The 21,169-nt window shown below is 60.4% G+C and carries 18 protein-coding genes; 17 read left to right on the top strand and 1 reads right to left on the bottom strand.

From position 1 onward, the window contains the following. The first annotated feature begins 12 nt into the window (after positions 1 to 12). The 6 genes from AC1D1N_RS10235 to AC1D1N_RS10210 all read left to right on the top strand — a co-directional run bounded on the left by AC1D1N_RS10235 (position 13) and on the right by AC1D1N_RS10210 (position 6,957). A complete protein-coding gene (locus AC1D1N_RS10235; protein WP_477348296.1) occupies positions 13 to 342 on the top strand; it encodes a hypothetical protein in 330 nt (109 codons plus the stop codon). Between the two features lie 147 nt (positions 343 to 489). Beyond that, positions 490 to 888: a hypothetical protein gene (locus AC1D1N_RS10230; RefSeq protein WP_477348294.1), complete on the top strand. Its 399-nt coding sequence runs from the start codon at positions 490 to 492 to the stop codon at positions 886 to 888. A 196-nt stretch (positions 889 to 1,084) separates the two neighbouring features. Continuing rightward, positions 1,085 to 1,960, top strand: a complete 876-nt coding sequence (locus AC1D1N_RS10225; RefSeq protein WP_477348292.1) for a peptidyl-prolyl cis-trans isomerase — start codon at positions 1,085 to 1,087, stop codon at positions 1,958 to 1,960. Then, the gene (locus tag AC1D1N_RS10220) at positions 1,957 to 3,003 is read left to right on the top strand and encodes a HupE/UreJ family protein (RefSeq protein ID WP_477348290.1); all 1,047 of its coding nucleotides are present in this window, start codon (positions 1,957 to 1,959) and stop codon (positions 3,001 to 3,003) included. The genes AC1D1N_RS10225 and AC1D1N_RS10220 overlap by 4 nt, the downstream gene beginning before the upstream one ends. An 11-nt stretch (positions 3,004 to 3,014) precedes the next feature. Further along, positions 3,015 to 4,979 carry a DUF3604 domain-containing protein gene (locus AC1D1N_RS10215; RefSeq protein WP_477348288.1) on the top strand — a complete coding sequence of 655 codons (1,965 nt, stop codon included), beginning with the start codon at positions 3,015 to 3,017 and terminating at the stop codon, positions 4,977 to 4,979. A 16-nt stretch (positions 4,980 to 4,995) separates the two neighbouring features. After that, the gene (locus AC1D1N_RS10210) at positions 4,996 to 6,957 is read left to right on the top strand and encodes a DUF3604 domain-containing protein (protein ID WP_477348286.1); all 1,962 of its coding nucleotides are present in this window, start codon (positions 4,996 to 4,998) and stop codon (positions 6,955 to 6,957) included. Positions 6,958 to 7,195: 238 nt separating this feature from the next. Here AC1D1N_RS10210 and AC1D1N_RS10205 read toward each other — a convergent pair whose 3' ends face one another. Further along, positions 7,196 to 8,170 carry a helix-turn-helix domain-containing protein gene (locus AC1D1N_RS10205; protein ID WP_477348284.1) on the bottom strand — a complete coding sequence of 325 codons (975 nt, stop codon included), beginning with the start codon at positions 8,168 to 8,170 and terminating at the stop codon, positions 7,196 to 7,198. A 118-nt stretch (positions 8,171 to 8,288) separates the two neighbouring features. Between AC1D1N_RS10205 and AC1D1N_RS10200 the strand changes: the two genes are divergently transcribed. From AC1D1N_RS10200 to AC1D1N_RS10150, 11 genes are all read left to right on the top strand, one after another. Further along, complete coding sequence (locus AC1D1N_RS10200) at positions 8,289 to 9,299, top strand: SphA family protein (RefSeq protein WP_436260806.1); 1,011 nt, start codon at positions 8,289 to 8,291, stop codon at positions 9,297 to 9,299. Positions 9,300 to 9,376: 77 nt separating this feature from the next. Then, on the top strand, positions 9,377 to 10,882 hold the full coding sequence (locus AC1D1N_RS10195; RefSeq protein WP_477348281.1) for an arylsulfatase B: 1,506 nt from the start codon (positions 9,377 to 9,379) through the stop codon (positions 10,880 to 10,882). 119 nt (positions 10,883 to 11,001) lie between these two features. Continuing rightward, positions 11,002 to 11,976, top strand: a complete 975-nt coding sequence (locus AC1D1N_RS10190) for a formylglycine-generating enzyme family protein (RefSeq protein WP_477348859.1) — start codon at positions 11,002 to 11,004, stop codon at positions 11,974 to 11,976. 267 nt (positions 11,977 to 12,243) lie between these two features. After that, a complete protein-coding gene (locus AC1D1N_RS10185) occupies positions 12,244 to 13,368 on the top strand; it encodes an HlyD family secretion protein (protein ID WP_477348279.1) in 1,125 nt (374 codons plus the stop codon). Next, positions 13,358 to 14,404 carry a DUF2955 domain-containing protein gene (locus AC1D1N_RS10180; RefSeq protein ID WP_477348277.1) on the top strand — a complete coding sequence of 349 codons (1,047 nt, stop codon included), beginning with the start codon at positions 13,358 to 13,360 and terminating at the stop codon, positions 14,402 to 14,404. Before AC1D1N_RS10185 ends, AC1D1N_RS10180 begins: the two co-directional genes overlap by 11 nt. A 399-nt stretch (positions 14,405 to 14,803) precedes the next feature. Beyond that, on the top strand, positions 14,804 to 16,129 hold the full coding sequence (locus AC1D1N_RS10175; protein WP_436260801.1) for a DUF3300 domain-containing protein: 1,326 nt from the start codon (positions 14,804 to 14,806) through the stop codon (positions 16,127 to 16,129). A gap of 24 nt (positions 16,130 to 16,153) precedes the next feature. Continuing rightward, positions 16,154 to 17,110 (top strand): DUF2950 domain-containing protein, encoded by a 957-nt coding sequence (locus AC1D1N_RS10170; protein ID WP_477348275.1) that lies wholly within the window; start codon positions 16,154 to 16,156, stop codon positions 17,108 to 17,110. Positions 17,111 to 17,256: 146 nt separating this feature from the next. Continuing rightward, positions 17,257 to 17,520 (top strand): hypothetical protein, encoded by a 264-nt coding sequence (locus tag AC1D1N_RS10165; protein WP_436262035.1) that lies wholly within the window; start codon positions 17,257 to 17,259, stop codon positions 17,518 to 17,520. A 291-nt stretch (positions 17,521 to 17,811) separates the two neighbouring features. Beyond that, on the top strand, positions 17,812 to 19,089 hold the full coding sequence (locus AC1D1N_RS10160; RefSeq protein ID WP_477348273.1) for an alpha/beta hydrolase: 1,278 nt from the start codon (positions 17,812 to 17,814) through the stop codon (positions 19,087 to 19,089). Positions 19,090 to 19,207: 118 nt separating this feature from the next. Next, complete coding sequence (locus tag AC1D1N_RS10155; protein ID WP_477348857.1) at positions 19,208 to 20,218, top strand: Lnb N-terminal periplasmic domain-containing protein; 1,011 nt, start codon at positions 19,208 to 19,210, stop codon at positions 20,216 to 20,218. Between the two features lie 348 nt (positions 20,219 to 20,566). Beyond that, the gene (locus tag AC1D1N_RS10150) at positions 20,567 to 21,169 is read left to right on the top strand and encodes an ANTAR domain-containing response regulator (protein ID WP_477348271.1); all 603 of its coding nucleotides are present in this window, start codon (positions 20,567 to 20,569) and stop codon (positions 21,167 to 21,169) included.

Below are 21,169 nucleotides of genomic sequence, written 5' to 3'. Positions count from 1 at the left end.
ACAATGGAGGAAATGATGAAGCTGAAGCTCGCAATACGCAATTCTATCGTCCTTGCCTTGGCTTTGATAACTTTCGTCCAAATCGATCCGGTTTCCTTGGTAACAGAAGGCTCGGTCTCGTCTCAGGCGATGGCGAAAGTTGGTCGCCCCCTTACGCCCGGAAGCGCAGCGGGTGTTGCGCGGCGCACGACCCGGCGGGTCATCCGCAGAACGAACATTTACGTAGCTAGGCTTCCAGCCGGCTGCGTCAAAACTTCGGTCAATGGGACGTCCGTCTGGCACTGCGGCGCGACATACTATCAGCGCACCGGCTCAAAGTACGTGGTTGTTCATATCAACTGATCGGGGCGCGGATGGCCGCCGGCCAGACCTGACTGACAGCCGGCCGGCCTTGGACGACACGATCGTCCAAACAACGACCGGTTGCGGTCGTGCGCTCGGATACTGCCGGCACCAATCGGCGGGCCTAGCTATGGACAAAGTCAACATATGAACGCGAAACGAAATTTATTCTTGATCGTAATTGCGGCGGTCGAAGCGGCGACAGGCCTCGGTCTTCTTTTGCTACCTTCCGTTCCATTTGCTCTCCTGCTTGGGTTGGAAAGCGCCACGGTTGAAGCAATTTTTGTCGGCCGCATTGCGGGCGTGGCGCTGCTTGCTATCGGTGTCGCAAGCTGGATGGCGAGGAAGGACGAGTCGAATCCTTCACTGTCTGGATTGCTTGTTGGCATTCTGATTTACAACACGGCCGTATCAATTCTCCTCGTCTACGCGGGTGCAGTCCTAAAAATCACCGGCGTCATGCTTTGGCCAACGGTTGTATTTCACGCACTTCTTGCCGTCTGGGGTGGTCTGCTTCTGCGGGGCTTCCGAGCGAAACTCCGCTAGGTCCCCAAGATGCCGCGCCCGGCACATCTACGCGTTCGCGCCCGCAACGACGACGGTCCAGTAGCGCGATTACATGCTCACCCCACGTAACTTACATTCCAGCGCCAGCTCTTTGGGGTCTACTATCCATGAAGAAGTGCAGGAAGTGCTCGCCGAGATGCGAGACGCTAGCCGTAGGCGGGGCGGAGGAAAACGTATGACGTTGCTCAGGGAGCCTCTGCTGCACTTTGCCGTCGTCGGCGCGATCCTGTTTGGCGGCTATTCCTGGCTGAACGACAGGCATGTCGAAGCAACAGCCGCGGATCCGGTCCGGATCGGCGAAGGCGACTTGCGCTGGCTCAAACAGACCTGGTCGAGCCAGTGGCTGCGCGAGCCAACCGCCGATGAGCTCAAGGGTCTTGTCGACGATCTGCTGAATGAGAAGGTGATGGCGCGCGAAGCGCAGGAGATGGGCCTCGAGAAGGACGACACCATCATCCGCCGCCGCTTGGCGCAAAAGCTGAAATTCCTTGTCGAGGATACGGCCCAGCTTGCCGAGCCAACCGAAGCGGAACTGCGGCAGTTCTATGCCGCCAACCCTGCACACTTCGAGACGCCTGGAAAACTCTCGTTTCGGCAGGTGTACTTTAACCCGGAGCATCGCAAGGATGCCGCGGCGGACGCGACCGCCGCATTGGGTGCGCTATCAGCGAATGTCGAGGACGAATCGATCGAGGGTGACCGGCTGCTGTTCGGCGACAGCTTTGCCGACACCGACGAACAGGCGCTTTCGGGAATGTTCGGCACCGATTTTGCGCGCGAGGTGTTTGCGCTTGAACCAGGCGGCTGGCGCGGTCCGGTGAAATCCGGCTACGGGTTTCATCTGGTGCTGATCTCGCATCGGACGCCGACCACGTCGAAGCCCTTCGAGACTGTCAGGGATGCCGTCCTTGCTGACTGGCGCTCGGCGAAGCAGACCGAATTCAGCCGGGATTATCTGATCGCGCTGCGCAACAAGTATGGCGTGGAGCTGGACGACAGCACGAAAGCCGCACTGGGGTCAGGGCCATCAATGACTGTGGCCGCACAATGACGCGGCGGGCCAAGTGGTCTAAGCTCGTGCGGGGAGCCCGCTCCGCGTTGGAGAGCGTTCGGCTGGTCGTCTTGGCAGCAGCAATTGCTGCCCTGTTCTGCGAAGTTGCCTACTCCCACGAGGTCCGCCCCGCCTATCTCAGCCTTAAGGAGGAGGCTCCGAACGAGTTCAGCGTTCTGTTCAAAACGCCGATGCAGGGCAATGCACGACTGGCGCTGTCGGCACTTTTTTCCGGCAAGATCGAGACGGTGACGCCGATCATCTCGCATCCGACCGGGGATGCTATGGTGCAGACCTGGCGCATGCGAACGCTGGAGCCGCTCGCAGGCCAGAACGTCGTGATCGACGGGTTGCAGAACACCATGACCGACGCGCTGGTCCACGTGGTGTTCGCAAACGGCAACAGTTGGACGGCGCGGCTCACCCCCAGCGAACCGTCGGCAGTGATCCCGGCGTCGCAGAGCGCCTGGGCGGTGTTCGTGACTTACGTGCGTCATGGCATCGAGCACATCGCCTTCGGCTTCGACCACCTGCTGTTCGTCACCGGGCTGATGCTGATCGTGCGCGATTGGCGCAAGCTGGTGAAAGCGATCACCGCTTTCACAGCGGCTCATTCGATCACCTTGAGCTGCGCCACCCTTGGATGGTTGACGCTGCCGTCGCGGCCGGTGGAAGCGATGATCGCCATAAGCATCGTCATGGTCGCTGCCGAGGTGGTGCGGATGGAGCGCGGGCAGTTCAGCCTGGCCATCGCCAAGCCGTGGATTGTGGCCTTCGCCTTCGGCCTCCTGCACGGCTTCGGGTTTGCGGGGGCGCTTGTCGAGCTTGGGCTGCCGCATAGCGACATTCCGCTGGCGCTGCTCGCTTTTAACGTTGGCGTCGAGCTCGGACAGCTTGCCTTCATCGCGGTCATCCTGAGCGCCGTCTACATGGTCAGCCGGATCGTCGCGATCCCGCGGCGGGCGATCGTCGCCTCGGCCTACACCATTGGGGTCGTCGCGACATTCTGGAGCGTCCAGCGGCTGCACGCGATGTTTTCATAGGAGGAACGTCAATGAAAATCCGTCATCTCGAAAGCGCGCTGCTGAAGAGCGTAGCGCTTGCAGGCCTGTTGGTGGTGGCGCAGTCCGCGTGGGCGCAAGAGGCGGTGCATACCGATATCGGCGATATCGACAAGACGACGGGTGCCGAGGTATTCCCGAAAAAGCGCCCGTATTCGCCCTATGCAGGACGCAATTTTCCGACCCGGCCGCTGTTCGGCGATACCCATCTGCACACGGCGCTTTCTTTCGACGCCGGCGCCGCCGGCGCCAAGCTCGGGCCGCGCGAGGCCTACAAGTTCGCCAAGGGCGAAGAGGTCGTTTCCTCCACCGGGCAGCCGGCCAAGCTTTCGCGTCCGCTCGACTTCCTGGTCGTGGCGGATCACTCCGACAATTTGGGGTTTTTCGGCGACTTCATGGCCGGAAAGCCTGAAATCCTGCAGAACGCACAGGCCCGTGAGTGGTATGACATGATCCAGTCGGGGCGCGGCGCAGAGGCGGCATGGGCCATCGTGACAGCCTTCTCACAAGGGAAATTTCCGAAGGAAATAACTTACCAGCCAGGTAACCCGGCCTACCGGTCGGTGTGGGAGAGCATCATCGCAGCAGCCGATGAGCTCAACGATCCGGGACGCTTCACCGCGTTCATCGGCTTCGAGTGGACGTCTCAACAAAAGGGAAACAACCTTCATCGCAACGTGATCTTTCGTGATGATGGCAACAAGGCCGGCCTCATCGAGCCTTACACGACGCAGCCGCCCGTCGGCAGCAACAATCCGCGCGACCTGTGGAAGTGGCTGCAGAACTACGAGGACAAGACCGGCGGCGAAGTGCTGGCGATTGCCCACAACGGCAATTTGAGCAACGGCACGATGTTCCCGATCATCGAATCCTTCAGCGGCAAGGAGATCGACCGCGAATACGCCGAGCAACATCGCCGCTGGGAACCGCTCTACGAAACCACCCAGATAAAGGGCGACGGTGAGAGCCACCCCTTCCTTTCCCCCAACGACGAGTTCGCCAATTTCGAGAAATGGGACAAAGGCAATCTCGAGCTGAGCGCGAAGAAGACGCCGGACATGCTGGAGTTCGAGTACACGCGCTCGGCGCTCAAGAACGGCCTCAAGCTGGAAGCCAAGCTGGGCATCAATCCCTACAAGTTCGGCCTGGTCGGCAGCACCGACTCGCACACTGGACTTGCCACTGCCGACGACGACAACTTCTTCGGCAAGGTATCGACGTCCGAGCCGAGTCCCGGCCGGGCCATGCATCCCTTCATGAGCAATCCAAAACTTGGCCTGCAGATCATGGGCTGGGAGACGACCGCGTCGGGCTATGCCGCGGTGTGGGCGCTGGAGAACACGCGCGCTTCGATCTTCGATGCGATGAAGCGGCGCGAGACCTATGCCACCACCGGGCCGCGCATGCTGGTGCGCTTCTTCGGCGGCTTCGATTTCGTCGATGCCGACGCGAATAGCCGCAGTCCGGCGATCGCCGGCTACACCAAGGGCGTGCCGATGGGCGGTGACCTGACCCAGGCCCCCGCGGGCAAGGTGCCGACCTTCCTTGTCGCGGCGCTCAAGGATCCGATCGGCGCCAATCTCGACCGCTATCAGATCGTCAAGGGCTGGCTCGACAAGGCCGGCGAAGTGCACGAACAGGTCTATGACGTTGCCTGGTCGGGCGACCGCAAGCCAGGCGCCGACGGCAAGCTGCCGCCGGTTGGCGACACGGTCGACGTAGCCAATGCTACATGGACCAACACGATCGGCGCGCCCGAGCTGATCACGGTGTGGAAGGATCCCGACTTCGATCCGTCCCAACGGGCGTTCTACTATGGCCGCGTGATCGAAATCCCGACGCCGCGCTGGACCGCGTACGATGCCAAATATTACGGCCTAAGCCTGCCGCCGGAAGTACCGATGACCACTCAGGAACGAGCCTATACCTCGCCGATCTGGTACAACCCGGTCGGCTGACAAAGGGGAGGAACTTATGAAGATTCGTCATTTGAAACGCGCGCTCCTGAGAGGCGCAGCGCTGGCAGGTCTGCTTGCCGTTATTCAGCCCGCGTGGGCGCAAGAGGCGGTGCATACCGATATCGGCGATATCGACAAGACCACGGGCGCGGAGGTGTTCCCGACAAAGCGCCCCTATTCGCCCTATGCAGGACGCAATTTCCCGACGCGGCCGCTGTTTGGCGATACTCATCTCCACACCTCGTTCTCGATGGATGCCGGAGCTTTCGGCGCGCGGCTGGGCCCGCGCGATGCCTATCGCTTCGCTAAGGGTGAGGAGGTAACCGCCTCTTCCGGGCAACCGGCGAAGCTTTCGCGGCCACTCGACTTTCTCGTGGTCGCGGACCACTCCGACAATATGGGCTTCTTCCCGGATCTGCTTGCGGGAAAGCCGGAACTCCTTGCCGACCCGCTGGGCCGAAAGTGGTATGATATGGTGCAGTCGGGCAAGGGCGCGGAAGCGGCGATTGACATCATCACGTCCTTTGGAGCCGGGAAGTTCAAGGGGCCGATTCTTTATTCACCGGACTCCTCCGCCTATCGTTCGGCGTGGCAGGAAACCATCGATGCCGCAGAGGACGCCAACGATCCGGGCCGGTTTACGGCAGTAATCGGCTACGAATGGACATCTAATACCGGCGGCAACAATCTCCACCGCAACGTTATCTTTCGGGATAATGCAGACAAGGCGAGCCAGGTGGTCCCCTATACCGTTTTGCCGCCTGGCAGCGATAACCCACGCGACTTGTGGAAATGGATGGCGGCCTATGAGGAAAAGACCGGAGGCAAAGTCCTCGCCATCGCTCACAATGGCAATCTTTCCAACGGCCGCATGTTCCCCATCATCGAGCCGGGTACCGAGAAGCCTATTGACCGCGAATATGCGGAGACGCGTGCAAAGTGGGAACGCCTTTACGAGGCTACACAAATTAAAGGTGACAGTGAAACTCACCCCTTCCTCTCGCCGAATGATGAGTTCGCAAACTTCGAGCGTTGGGACAAAGGCAATCTCGACCTGACTGTGGCTAAGAAGCCGGAGATGCTCGAATTCGAGTATGCGCGCTCCGCGCTAAAGAATGGTCTCAAGTTGGAGGCGAAGCTTGGGGTCAACCCGTACAAGTTCGGCATGGTCGGCTCGACTGACGCCCACACTGGGCTGGCCGCCATTGAGGAGGACAATTTCTTCGGCAAGACCGCCAGCTCCGAACCATCGCCTGGTCGCGCCGAGCACCCGTTCGTTTCAAACAAGACGAGCGGCCTCACGATCATGGGCTGGGAAACCACAGCCTCCGGCTATGCCGCCGTTTGGGCGACCGAAAACACCCGCAAGGCGATTTTCGACGCTATGGAGCGACGCGAGACCTACGCCACCACCGGACCGCGAATGCTGGTTCGCTTGTTTGGCGGTTTCGATTTCGTCGAAGCCGACGCTAATACCCGCAGTCCTGCCCTCGTGGGCTACACAAAGGGCGTACCGATGGGCGGTGACATTGGACCCGCCCCGGCCGGCAAAGCGCCAACCTTCATGGTCGCGGCGCTCAAGGACCCGATCGGTGCGAATCTCGATCGCTTTCAGATAATCAAGGGTTGGCTCGACGCCGCGGGCGAGATGCACGAGAAGGTCTATGATGTCGCGTGGTCGGGCGACCGCAAACCCGGTGCGGACGGCAAATTGCCCCCGGTTGGCGACACGGTCGACGTCGCCAATGCCAATTGGACCAATACGATCGGGGCGCCGGAATTGATCAGAGTCTGGACAGATCCAGACTTCGATCCCGCGCAACGGGCTTTTTACTACGGGCGCGTCCTCGAAATCCCCACACCGCGCTGGACGGCATATGACGCCAAATACTTCGGCATCAAGATGCCGCCAGAGGTGCCGATGAAGATGCAAGAACGAGCCTACACATCGCCGATCTGGTATACGCCGGCCGGCTAGGGAAACGCTGATTGGCAGGCGGATCGCGCGCCGCCTGCCAACGCTGGTTCAGAGCCTTGGTCGGCGGCGCCAACGAACTAGGCGTGGCGAGCTTGGCTATGATCGTGTCTGGCTGCTGCACAAGCGGCCTCGTGGACACCGACGGCGCCGTCAAATCCGTTGAGCCTGTCTGATCCACTCTGGTCGGAGTCTTGAGTTGGCAAGCAAGACGGAGCCCTTCGCCGCTTCGAGAGGCCCGTTACGGTCTCTCGGCACGCAGGAATGTTTCTTTGGGGGACTCGCCGAAGAGCGAGCGATAGCTCGCTGCGAAGCGACCAAGATGGTTGATCCCGATGTCCGTCGCCACCCGTGTGACACTTAGCCCATTCGCACGCGCGGTCGCCAGTTGCCGCCTGGCTTCATTGAGACGGAGAGCGTGGATAAATTCGCGCGGACTTACGGCGAACGTGGCACGAAAGGCGTACTCCAACTGTCGGCGGCTGACGCCGACTTCCCTGCACAACCGAATGATCGGCATCTCTTCCCGAATGTGGGCGTGAATGAAATCCTGAGCCTTCCAGGCCTGGCGGAGATGTCGACGTGCAGACCGATCGATCCCGGGGTCACGATCGCCGGCGACCGCACAAGCTTCGGCCAGCGATCCCAGATATTCAGTGAACGCGATGGGAGGATGCTCCGAGTAACCCGGATCGCTCGCGGCTGCAACGAGGCGGTCGGCCATCAACACGATCTGGTTCCGGAACGTTCGAGCATCGCTTGTAGCGAGCCGAACGGCGCGGGTTTGATCGGCCGCCTGTTCGACGATCACCCCCGCGGCAACCGCCTGGATTTCCGCCCAGATCGCGGCCGGAACAACGGCGCCCGCGTAGCTGAGGCCGGGCTTGACGGTTGCCGTCACCGTCGTGCCGGCTGGAATTGTCACGATCATGCCATCTTGGAGCGGAATGCCACAGATTGTCGACTCGCGGGCGCGCTCGACAGCCAAAACCACCACAGAGCCCCGATCCAGCCCGCCACTGGCTCGCAAGGCGCAGTTGAACTCGGCCAAATCGATTGCCCACTTGCCGTGGGACTGGATTTGCCGGATGCGCGACGGCTGTCCCCCGGCCGAGAGCCTGTCGACCTCCACCAGCATTCCCGAGGCGGCATCGGCAAGCTGGTCTGGGCCAAGCTGCACATCCCGGTGCGAAGGCGATGAAGGCCAGGATGTCAAAAAATACCTCCTTTGCGCAAAATGGATAGTAGCGCGGTTTTATTGGGTGTAGCTTTTGCACAAATTGCGCGAGATCAATTAGCGCGAAATATCGCCGACGCACGGCGAGTGGGGGACTATGGAGAGAGAAGAAATTCAGAAGGGTGCGCCAAGGGCCGCCCTTGCCGGGACTTTGATGCGTCGTGGAGCCAATGGCTTCTTCGGCGCGGCTGCGACCGTGTTGGCAAGCTTGGCGACAGTGCCGAGCCTTCATGCTGCAGAAGGCGGCGCGAGCTTCTATCTGCTCGGCTCGCGCGGCCCCATGGCGGGGTTCACCCCGCCGCCAGGCGTCTATTTTCAGAACGATTTCTACATCTATTCCGGCAACGCAAACGTCGATCTGGATCTCGGCGGAAAGCTGGTGGCCGACGTCGACGCGAAGGCCCTTATCAACCTCTCCACCGCACTTTGGGTTTCTCCCTGGCAAGTCATGGGCGGCAACGTCGCGTTCACGGCGACCGTGCCGATCGGCGGCCCCGATGTCACGGGCAGAATTGTTCCGAGCCCGTTGTCGGTATCCGACAGCATCACGACCCTGGGCGATCCGGTGCTTGGAACTTTCGTCGGCTGGCACAGCGGAGACTTTCACTGGCAGACCGGAGTGAGCGTGAACGTGCCGGTGGGGGATTATCACGAGGGAGACATCGCCAATCTATCGTTCAACCACTGGGCCGCGGACATCTACGCATCGGGTACGTGGCTGAACTCCGCTACAGGCGTTGAACTCTCGGCGGCAACCGGCATCACCTTCAACGGCGAGGATACGGCGACACACTACAAGAACGGCACGGAGTTCCACATCGAGGGAACGATCGACCAGCACTTCAGCAAGGCCTTCGACGTGGGTTTGGTTGGCTATTATTACAACCAGCTGACCGACGATAGCGGGTCCGGAGTTCCCCCGGTGCTTGGCGGGTTTAGAGGCGAAGTGGCGGCGATCGGAGCCACCGCAGGCTATAACTTTCAGGTTGGCAAGCTGCCGGTCTCGACCCGGATCAAATATTACCACGAGTTCGATGCCAAAAATCGTTTGGAAGGCGACTCAGTCTTCCTAACGGTTGCCATGCCGCTTTGGGTGCCGGGGCACTGATCGGCAGAAGGCGCACGCATTCAGTCGGTCCAGGCCAAAGCCAGGCTCGCGCCGACAAATAACGGGAGGGCTAAAAGATGAACAACAATCAGGACTTGCCGGAAGCCGGTATCACCACCAAAATCACGCGGCGCGACGCATTGATGGTCGGCACGGCGGCCGCCGTTACGCGGTTTGCCGCACCGGTCGGCCTTTCGGGCGCGCTCGCTGGTCTCGGCGGTGTCGAGCAAGCGGCGGCCCAACCGGCACGCCCCAACATCGTCTACATCATCGCCGACGACCAGGGCTGGAAGGACGTGGGCTTCCACGGCTCGGACATCAAGACGCCCAACATCGACAAGCTCGCCGCCGAAGGTGCGCGGTTGGAACAGTTCTATGCCCAGCCGATGTGCACGCCCACCCGCGCGGCGCTGATGACGGGACGCTATCCGTTGCGCTACGGGCTGCAGATGGGTGTTATCCCATCGGGTGGCAGCTACGGCCTTGCCACCGACGAGTATCTCCTGCCCCAGATGCTCAAGGACGCAGGATACAAGACCGCGATGGTGGGCAAATGGCATCTTGGTCACGCAAAGACCGAGTATTGGCCGCGCCAGCGTGGCTTCGATTCATTCTACGGCGCCCTGGTTGGCGAGATCGATCATTTCAAGCACGCTTCTCATGGCGTGATGGACTGGTACCGCAACAACAAGCCGCTGAAGGAGCCTGGCTTCGATAATACCCTGTTCGGCAAGGAAGCCGCCAAGGTAATCGAAAAACATGACGGCAAGGCGCCGCTGTTCTTGTACCTGGCATTCACCGCGCCGCATTCGCCCTACCAGGCACCCGAAGAGTACATCAAAAAATATGCTCATGTCGCCGATGAGCAACGGCGGCTCTATTCCGCCATGGTCTCCGTCATGGACGACGAGATCGGCCGGGTTGTTGCCGCGCTCGAGAAGAAGAAGATGCGCGACAATACCATCGTCATCTTTCAGAGCGACAATGGCGGCGTGCGGGATGCAATGTTTGCGGGTGAATCGAAGGTCGGCAACAGCCTTCCGGCCGACAATGGGCCGTACCGCAGTGGCAAAGGCACGCTTTATGAGGGCGGCACCCGTGTCTGCGCCCTGGCGAACTGGCCAGGCAAGGTGAAGGCCGGCGACGTGAACGGCCTGATACATGTCACTGACATCTATCCGACCCTTGCCGGGCTTGCCGGTGCGAAACCAACCAAGAACAAGCCGCTCGACGGCATGGATGTCTGGGATACGGTCAGCGAAGGCAAGCCCTCGCCCAGCGGCGAGATGGTCTATAATGTCGACCCGACCGGCGGCGCAATTCGCGAAGGCGATATGAAGCTTGTCTGGTCGGCCGGCGTGTTGGAGCGGGTCGAACTGTTCGATCTTGCCGCTGACAAGTCCGAAACCACCAACCTGGCCGACAAGAATCCCGATAAGGTCCAGAAATTGAAAGGGAAAATCGTGGATATCGCCAAACAAATGGCGCCTCCGCTACTGATAGGGGAGGCGATCAAGCTGACCTTCGGTGCACCGCCGATTTCGGCCGATCCGTCCTCGATGTTCAATCAACTCGGAGACTAGGTGCGCCCGGATAGAAGTCCGCAGTTGCTATCATGAACGACTCGAGCGCAGTTGTGCCATCTACAAGGGATTTGGAACCTGTCCGTTCCGTTCCTGCGCACAGCCCGCCATTTCAAAATATGGTGTGGGTGCCCGGCGGCGAATTCCTGATGGGTTCGGACCACCACTATCCGGAAGAGGCGCCGGCGCACCGTGTTGTCGTTGGCGGCTTCTGGATGGATCGCACGACCGTGACGAATGGCGAGTTCAGGCGCTTTGTCGAGGCCAGCGGTTATGTCACGCTGGCCGAGCGTCCGGCAAATGCCGCGGACTATCCTGGAGCCAGCGTCGATTCATTGGCGCCGGCTTCAGCTTTGTTCGTCAAGCCTGCTCGCGGTATCGATCGCAGCAATCACTATAACTGGTGGGCCTACGTGCGCGGCGCGAATTGGCGGCATCCACGCGGGCCCGCCAGCACCCTCAAGCGCCTCGAAAACCATCCTGTCGTCCATATCGCATATGAAGACGCCCAAGCCTATGCGAACTGGGCGGGAAAGGAACTACCGACCGAGGCCGAATGGGAGTTCGCTGCCCGCGGCGGGTTGGATGGCGCCGAGTTCGTATGGGGCGACGAACTAACCCCCGGCGGCCAGCATATGGCCAACACGTTCCAGGGCCAGTTCCCATTCCGCAACGATTGCGAGGACGGCTACGAATGGACCGCGCCGGTAGGCTCCTTTGCGGCAAACGGCTATGGGCTCTACGACATGGCCGGCAATGTCTGGCAGTGGACCACTGACTGGTACCAGGAACACCGCCAGATCGAGAGCCCTTGTTGCACGATGGCCAACCCGCGCGGCGGCGAACGCGAGGCGAGCTACGATCCGGCGACACCCGACATCAGGATTCCGCGCAAGGTCACCAAGGGCGGGTCTTTCCTGTGCGCGCCCAACTACTGCCGGCGTTACCGGCCGGCCGCGCGCATGGCGCAGCCCGTGGACACTTCCACATGCCACCTCGGCCTCCGATGCGTGGTGAAAATTGCCACGGAAGACGTCACAACGGTGGGAGATCGAGCAAGCCGCCAACCTATGGTTTACCGCGTGGACATCTGATGGCGCGACAAGCTAAATCAATGTGCGAGATCCGCAGTTGTTACCACGTAAATAACGGCCCAGTTGGCTGGAACCGTCAAAAGACTGTGTATAGTGTGAAGGCGCCGGAGGGGGCTCTTACGCAATGAAACCGGACCGCCGGTAAGTCATGACTACTCGCGCCTGCGCGCGGGGGTCCGCTGCCGGCTTGCCTGGGCCGAAGTTGACCAGGAAACAGTCATCCGTGCGTGGCCCGATGCCCGCTTGGTCTGACAGGGAGAAGATGCCATGGCGTCCGACGCAACTGGGACCTCTCAAGACAACTCTGCTCACGACGCCGATACACAAGCGACGAAGAAGAATCCGCTGCGCCGGGTCGCCCTTGTCGTCCTGCTACTGGCTTGCCTGCTGTTCGTGGTTGCGGTCTTCATGGAAAGGCGCACGCCTTCTTCATCGCAGGCGACGGTCAGCGCCTATGTCGTCGGCATCGCGCCGGAGGTCACCGGCCGGGTCATCGAAGTGGGTGTGACCGACAACAGCGGCGTGAAGCCTGGACAGATGCTGTTTCGTATCGATCCACAGCAATACCAGTTGGCCGTCAATGAGGCAGAAGCAAAGCTTGCCCAAGTCGGCCAGTCGATCGGCGCTTCGACAGCCTCCGTCGATGCCGTCCAGGCACGTCTTGTGGAAGCGAAGGCAGTTCGCGACAACGTCCAGGAACAGGCCAACCGGGCCATGGAGCTCGTCAAGCGCGGCGTCTATTCCAAGGCGAAGTATGACGAGGCGAAGGCGGCGGTGGACCAGGCAAATGCCTCGGTCGTCGCCGCTGAAGCGGACCTCAAGCGGGCGCAGGAGGAGCTTGGGCCATCCGGCGCCGACAATCCGCAGCTGAAGGAGTCGCTCGCGGCGCTTGAACGTGCGCAGCTTGATCTCTTGCGCACGACGGTTCTGGCGCCGGCGGAGGGTGTCGTCACCAACCTCCAGCTCTCCGTTGGAGGCGTTGTCGGCGCCGGCCAGAGCGCGATGACCTTCATCGATGTCGGCACGGTATGGATCACCGCGGCCTTCAAGGAAAACAGCCTCGAGAACGTCGCCGCCGGCAACCGCGCGGACGTGTTGTTCGACCTCTTGCCCGGCCAGGTTTTTGGCGCGACGGTCGAGAGCGTCGGGATGGGCGTGGCCCAGGGAAGTGTCGACCCCAAGACCGGGCTGCCAAAGATTTCCACCGAAAGCGGATGGGTGAGAACGCCACAGAGCTTTCCGGTTCGCCTGATCCTCGACGAGGGCAGGCCAAAGGGCGTGCGCTACGGGTCGCAGGCGAACGTGGTGATCTATACCGGCGACCATCCTGTGACCAACACGATCGGGCGCATCTGGATGCGCGTGTTGTCGGTCCTGACCTATGTCAGCTGATGGCGACCTTGCGCTCGCCAATGCCAGGCGCAAGGGTCTGCGCATCGCGCTGGCCGTAGCCGTCGGCTTCACGTGGTCGGTTCTGTCAGGGGCCATCATCCCCTTTCTGGGACCATTGTTCGCAGCGCAGTTCCTGATCTCCAGTTCCCGCCCACTGCAGCTGAAACAGGCCCTGGGAATGGCGATCCTCATTGTTGTCGCCGGTGCACTTCTGCAGGCCGTCGCGGTACTGACAGGCGACCGGCGTGCGGTGCTCCTGCTGCTGCTCGGGCTTCTCTATTTCGTCTGTTTCTACCTGCAGGCGAACGGCAAGGGCGGCGGGGCGATCTTTCTTGTCCTGGTGGTCGCCGTGATGGTGCCGCTGCTGACCGTGCTCAACCGCGATCTCGGCGATTCCATCCTGTCGATCCTTGTGCAGGGCGTGGTCAGTGGAGCGATCCTGATGTGGATTGCCCATGCGGTCATACCCGACCGGGGTAGCGCCGACGTTCAGGCCCCGGCTCCTGCTGCAAACCCTCGCGCTGCGCGCTATGCCGCCGCCAATGCCATCATTTTGCTGATCGCCGTGCTCGCTTGCCTGACACGGAACGGCCTCGCCACGGCGATCGTCATTCCGATCACCGTCGCATCGCTGTTGTCGCAACTCGATGTCATCGCAAGCGCAAGGGCAGCCTTCGGCCTTGTCCTGGTCAATCTCCTCGGAGGCGTGGCCGCATCCGTTGCGTTCGCATTTCTGCAGGTTCGTCCCACTACCCCCACGCTGTTTGTCCTGGTGCTGCTCGCCGGCCTGGTGTTTGGCGGCCGCGCCGCGCTGAGCAATCCTGCCGCCAAGCTCTACGCGGGCGCGCTGACAATCTTCCTCATCCTGTTTGGAACGGGCGTCTCGCCCTTGCCGGGATCGGCAGCTGAATCCTTTGCCACGCGGGTCAACTACATATTGATAGCGATCGCCTATACGATCTTCATGATGGCGTTGCTTTGGCCGGGACCGAGGCGCAGCGCTGAAGACAGGGTGCCGTCCATGAAGCGTTTGTGACCGCTCGGGCTTTGCGTCCTTTCCGTTTCATCCAGGCCTCGTCTTAGCGGTATTCCATTTCGCCGAAGCAGCCGAGCAAAGACCTGGCCGATCGCCATCGAAATCGCCGGCCGGATGCTTGCTTCGACGCCCAAGAACATCTCATGGTTCGGCTCCGGCGGCCATCTGCGCCGCGCCCTCGAACACTGTTGTTTGACGGGGACATTCGATCCGAAAGATGGCCCCGACGTCGACTTGATCTGCTGGCAGGGTCTCTCAGTTCTGCACGTAGCATACAGTTACTTACCTTCCGCATCGGCGGGCAATGCGCCAACGTAACGCCAAGGCAAGAAACATTCGCCCGGACTCGGCGATAGAACATCGCTGACCACCAGGTTCACATACCTTGGAGGGACGACAATGGAGATCAAGTTTCCGCACTGGCCTTTTGGCGCTGTGGCCATAATGGCGTTCTTGATGTGCTCCGGTCCTGCCTCTTTCGCGATTGCTCAGGATCAAGCCGCTGCCACGGCTGCCGCAGCGGCCACCCCCGAACCGCTCGACGAGGATGAACTCGAAATTCTGGTAGCGCGAATTGCGCTCTACCCCGACGAGCTTGTCGCAGTGATTTCCGAAGCGTCGCTGTATCCATTGCAGATCGTGGAGGCGAGCCGGTTTTTGGATCAGGTCGCCAAGAAGCCAGACCTGAAACCGAAGGAAAGCTGGGACGGCAGCGTCATCTCGCTGCTCAACTATCCCGACATCGTCAAGATGATGAGTGACGATCTGGAGTGGACCCAGACGCTTGGCGACGCACTGACATATCAGCAAAAAGACGTTCTGGTCGCCATCCAGCAGTTGCGCGACACAGCTGTGGCCAAAGGCGTGATCAAGTCCGATGACAAGATCAAGGTCGTCGAGGAGAACGACAATGTCGTCATCCGGTCCGCCAGCGCCGAAACGATCTATGTTCCACGCTATGAGCCGGAAATGCTCTATGTCATCGACTACCCGGTTGCTCCGATTGCGTACTATCCAGACCCCTACCCAAGTTATTATTATCCCACTGCGCCCTATTTCGCGGCCTTTGTGACTGGCGCCGTCTGGGCAGCGGCAGTGGATTGGAATGATTGGGGTGTCTGGGGTGGCCGCTGGAACGGCAACGATATCGATATCGACTGCAACAATTGCTTCAACAACATAAACGGCAAGGTCAATTTCAACGACGTCGACTGGAAAAACGTCGACCGTTCCAAGATAAACTTCGACAAAAACCAGTTCGCCAAGATCGATAACACGAGCATCGGCAATCGCGTTAAAACGAACGATCGCAACAATATGCGCGACAAGGCATCCGAATTAAGGAGAGGCCAGATCAGCGCGCTGCCTGGGAATTCGGCGAAGGTGAAAGACATCCGCCAACGCGAAATCAGACAAGGTCTGAAAGCCGGGCCAACAACAAGGCCGGATCTCAAGAGGCCAACCAACCCGAATGCTTCGGCTGGAAAAATTGACCGACCAGGGAAAATCACTCGACCGGTTGGAAAACCGAAGCCCGCAATGAAGGCAGACAACAGACCGAGGAATCCTTCGGGTCTTGGCAACGTCAGCTCCGGAAAACGTCAGCAGATAGCCTCCAACCGCGGTGCGAGGAGCATGGGAGGCGGAATTCGCAGCGGCGGCGGCGGCCACAAGATGATCAGGCAGGGTGGTGGCAGGCAGGGCGGTGGCGGGCGCAGGCGTTAAAACTTTGGCGAGAGGAAAACCGACATGAAAACGTCTGTCCGGAGTCTTGTTCTACGCTCGCTGCTCGGTGCCGGAATGATCTTGAGCATTGGCGCGGGTTCCGCAAATCTTGCCGGCGCGCAGGAGGTGCACAGCCTCTCGGATTACGTGGCCAAGAAAGGTCCGCCGCCTTTCGATAATCCCTCAGCGGCGGTGGAAGCGTTCAAGTCGGTCCTGGCGAAGGATGATTTCGATGGACTGGCCGGACTGCTTGGGCTGGATGCCGCGAAGCTGCGGACAAGCGAAGGCGTGATGGATACCTACGCGCAGATCCGGCAAGGCGCTGAGAAGACGGTGATAGTGCGCGATCTTGGCGATCGCAAGGAACTCAATATTGGCGACAAGCTATGGACGCTGCCGTTCCCGATCACCAAGGGTAAGGACGGCAAATGGGCTTTCGACACCCAGGCTGGCATCGAAGAGATCATCAACCGGCGCGTCGGCGAAAATGAGATCGCGGCGATCGAAACGGTCCGCGCCTACGTGGACGCTCAACGCGACTACTCGGCAGAAGACCGCGATGGCGATGGCGTGCTCGAGTACACCCAGAAGCTGATCAGCAGCGAGGGCCAGGCCGACGGACTGTATTGGCCATCCGACGAGACCAATGGCGTCAGTCCGGCAGGCGATTTCATCAACCAGGCGGCTCTCGACAAGGCAAAGAAAGGCAATGGCTATTTTGGCTATCGCTTCCGTATCCTGACGGGCCAAGGCAAGAATATCGCCGGTGGCGCCTACAACTATGTCATCAACGGCAACATGACCGCCGGTTTCGCGCTTCTGGCCTGGCCTGTGAAATATGCGGAAACGGGCGTCAAAACCTTTGCGGTCAATCATCAAGGCATCGTCTACGAGGCCGACCTTGGCCCGAAAACGGAGGCTGCGGCTGGCGCGATAAAGCAGTTCAATCCCGACGACAAATGGCAGGTGACCGGTGATTAGCTTGGTTCGGAGACGGTGATGCCATCACCAATACCAATCTCCCCGGGAGGGGCCACTTCATGATCAACCAGAACTGGTCGTTTACGACCCTGCTCACAAAGCAGTTTGAATATTATCCGCCGCTAGATCAGTCCATCTGTCGTAAAATGTGGAAGTCGCTCGCCGCCGCCATTGCTGTTCTTGCCGTGGGTGGTTCGACCTTCGCAGCGAGCGTAGTCAACAAGGACAGCGAGGTCCGCACGCTGGTCGTGACGGAAGGCGGCGGCAAGACGAAGCTGCCGCTGCACGCCGGCGAGACCGCGGAATTCTGCCCGAACGGCTGTTTCGTCACCTGGCCCAATGGTGACCTTGAGGCCTTGACCGGCTCTGAAACTATCGAGATTTCGGGTGGCGTCGCCCGCATCAAGTAAAGTCGGCGGCATGAGGAGTAGGCTTCGACGACGGGCGGCACCCCGCTGCGCTCCGAGGCGAAGCGTTGCGACATATGCCAGCAGTTGCGCAAAGCAGAGGACTCCGATACTTCATTTGGCCGTGTGGGGCGGCATGCCCATCAGTCCTCGCGTGCCACTGTCGTGGCAATCTGCATCGACTGATCGGTTGGCGACAACGGTACTAGCCACCTTGTCGAGGTTCCACACTTGGGGGGCGTTTTGAGAACCGGCGTTGTAAGTAGATTAAATGTCGGGCGTACCACAAATGCATTGCTGGCATTTGCATTGGTTGGCCTGCTTTTCGGCTGCGCGTCCCGTCCGAAGAATGTCTTGTTGCCGGTGGCCGATACGTCCCCGTCATCCAGCAAGGTGGAGATGCTGGTGACGACGACGCGCGCCCGCTCGGCCAATCCGGCAGAGATGTATACGGGCGAGCGCGGACTGGCTCCTTCATTCGCGGACGTTACGGTGTCTATCCCACCAACGTCGGTGCGCAAGGTCGGCGAGGTCGCCTGGCCCAAGAAGCTGCCCTCAAACCCTGCTACCGATTTCGCAGTGGTGAAAGCCGAAGAATTAACACGGGATGGCGCGAAGGCATGGCTGAGCGCCTCCGTCAGGAAGAGCCCGGACCACAGTGTGCTGGTCTTCATCCATGGCTTCAACAACCGCTTCGAGGACTCCCTTTATCGCTTTGCGCAGATCGCCAAGGATACCGGTACCGACAGCGCTCCGATTTTGGTCACATGGCCTTCCCGAGGCAGTACACTGGCCTATGGCTACGATCGCGAAAGCACCAACTACACGCGAAATGCGCTTGAACTGCTGTTCCAATACCTGGCGCACGATCCCGAAGTAAAAGAGGTTTCGATCCTCGCCCATTCGATGGGCAACTGGCTTGCGTTGGAATCCTTGCGCCAGATGGCGATCCGCAACGGCGGGCTGCCGGCGAAGTTCAAGAACGTCATGCTGGCCGCACCAGACGTCGATGTCGACGTGTTCCGCACCCAGATTGCCGACATGGGCAAACAGCATCCGCAGTTCACCCTCTTTGTCTCGCAGGACGATCGCGCGCTCAAGGTTTCGCGACGGGTCTGGGGCAATATCCCGCGCCTCGGTTCGATTGATCCGCAGCAAGCTCCGTACAAGGAAGAACTCGCGAGCAACAATGTGGTCGTCATCGACCTGACGAAAGTTAAATCCGGCGACAGTCTGAATCACGGCAAGTTCGCCTCTTCACCGCAGATCGTGCAATTGATTGGGGCGCGGATGGCTGCCGGCCAGGCCCTGACCGATAGCAGGGTAGGCCTTGGCGACACGATCGTGCAAGCAACGACCGGCGCGGCGGCGGCGGCTGGAAGCGCTGCAGGGTTGGTGATTTCGGCACCCGTTGCAATGGTCGATCAGAACACCAGGGAAAACTACGGCAATGAGGTCGAGAGTTTAACTGGTTCTCCAAGCAGCCAGGCCAACAAGGGTTGCGCGACCTCCACGAAGGGCTGCAAGAAAGTAATGACTCAACGAGGCCAGGGCGGCAGCGAAGCTTATTGATGCCCAATCTCGAAATGCTTCTCACGTTCCGTGAGAATGGCATTCAGATGGCAACGAGCGAGCCCAACCGCACCCGAAGCGACGCCTCTGCGGGTCCTGCATGGCTGGAAAGGGGATGATGCATCGCATCGCTCGGATAGCGCTCGCCATCACCCTGTCACTGGCTGTTGCAATTTTGACTGCCTGGGCCGGATTTGCCATGTGGTATCGGCTGCCTGGGGGAGAGCCTGGTCGGGCTGTGGCCTGCGCCCTTTTGGTCTTGTTCGGCCTCGGCACCATCATCGCGCTCTTCAGCCGGTTTCGTATCCCGACGTTTGTCCTGTTTGTGGCCGCGTTCGCTGCGGTTCTGGTCTGGTGGAGCACCATCAAGCCTTTGGGCGACGCCGACTGGGCGCCAGATGTGGCCCGTCAGGTAACCGGCACCCGCGACGGAAATCTGTTGACGCTGAAAGACGTGCGCGACTTCGAATGGCGCAGTGGCACCGATTTCACCGAACGCTGGACAAGCCGGACCTACGACCTTTCCACCGTTCAGAGCGCCGACCTCTTCATGTCCTATTGGGCTGGACCGAAAATCGCCCATGTCATCATGAGCTTTGGTTTTTCCGGGGGTGACCATCTTGCGTGGTCCATCGAGGTGCGGCGTCGTGTCGGTGGCGAGTTTTCGCCCATAGCGGACCTGTTCAAGAGCAATCCCCTGGTCATTATCGCGGCCGACGAGCGAGACGTGGTCGGCGTCAGGTCAAATGTTCGGGGAGAGGATGTCCAGATCTATCGCCTGAGAGCGTCGCCGGACGCGGCCCGCGCGCTTCTGCTGGAATACGTCTCGGACGCAAATGCGCTTGCCGCGACGCCTGCATTCTACAATTCCATCACGACGAATTGCACGACGACGATCGTCAAGATGATGCGAGCGGTCGGTGACACAATTCCTTTCGACTGGCGCCTCATCGTCAACGGCTATCTTCCCGAATATGCGTACGACCGGGGTGCACTCGACACCCGCTTGCCAATGTCGACCTTGAGTGAGTTGGCCCACATAGGCGACCGTGCGCGGAAGTCGGGCCTGTCGCCGGATTTTTCTAGGTTGATCCGTGTTGGTGTGCCGTCACCCGGGCGTGGTTCTTGACCTGGGAACGGGCTCGCAGGTGGGAACGAAGCGCCAAGGACTGGGCATCGCAGGGCCCTGCCGCCTGCTCGAGGGTATCGCGCGGCTTTTCGGCTCCAACGTACGTGTACTGGCCTATCCATGCCCTCGCGAGGAGTTGCTTCCCCTGCTGGAAACTGAGCTGGGACGCATTTGGAAACTCGACCGACCCGTTGGCGCGAACGAGGATAGGTCGCCATGTTTGGCTGTCGCGGAACCATATGGAACGATACGGGATTTCTGATTTTGGCTCGACGCACCAGGGAATCGGCCTGTGACCGGTCGGTGATCCCGCATTGCACAATTCTTTCGCTTGGTCACAATGCAGGCATGGTCCGCTCCCCACTCGCCGTCCTGGTGATCGACGAAAACCGCATACGTGCCTCGATCATCGAGGCAGGCTTGCGCGAGGCCGGGCATGAGCGGGTCACTATCATCCATGACGTGATCGGCATCGCACGCCGCATCGCCGAGATCGAGCCGGACGTCATCGTCATCGATCTCGAAAATCCGAATCGAGACATGCTGGAAAGCATGTTCCAACTGTCGCGCGCGGTGAAGCGGCCGATCGCCATGTTCGTCGACCGCTCGGACCAGGCCTCGATCGAGGCAGCAGTCGATGCCGGCGTCTCGGCCTATGTCGTCGATGGTCTCAGGCAGGAGCGCGTCAAGCCGATCCTCGACATGGCAGTCAGCCGCTTCAACGCCTTCTCGCGCATGGCGCGCGAATTGGAAGAGGTTCGCGGTGAGCTCGAGAACCGCAAGGTGATCGATCGCGCCAAAGGCATATTGATGAAGTCACGCGGCCTGACGGAAGAGGCGGCCTACGCGCTGCTGCGCAAGACGGCGATGAACCAGAACCGGAAGATCAGCGACATCGCCCAGAGCCTGGTGACCGCCGCTGGGCTGCTAGGGCCGATAAGGGACGAATGA

The organism is Mesorhizobium sp. P2_B5, from assembly GCF_056404775.1.
Note: the sequence above shows the minus strand (reverse complement) of the source record. Positions and strands in the feature narration are given on the sequence as shown.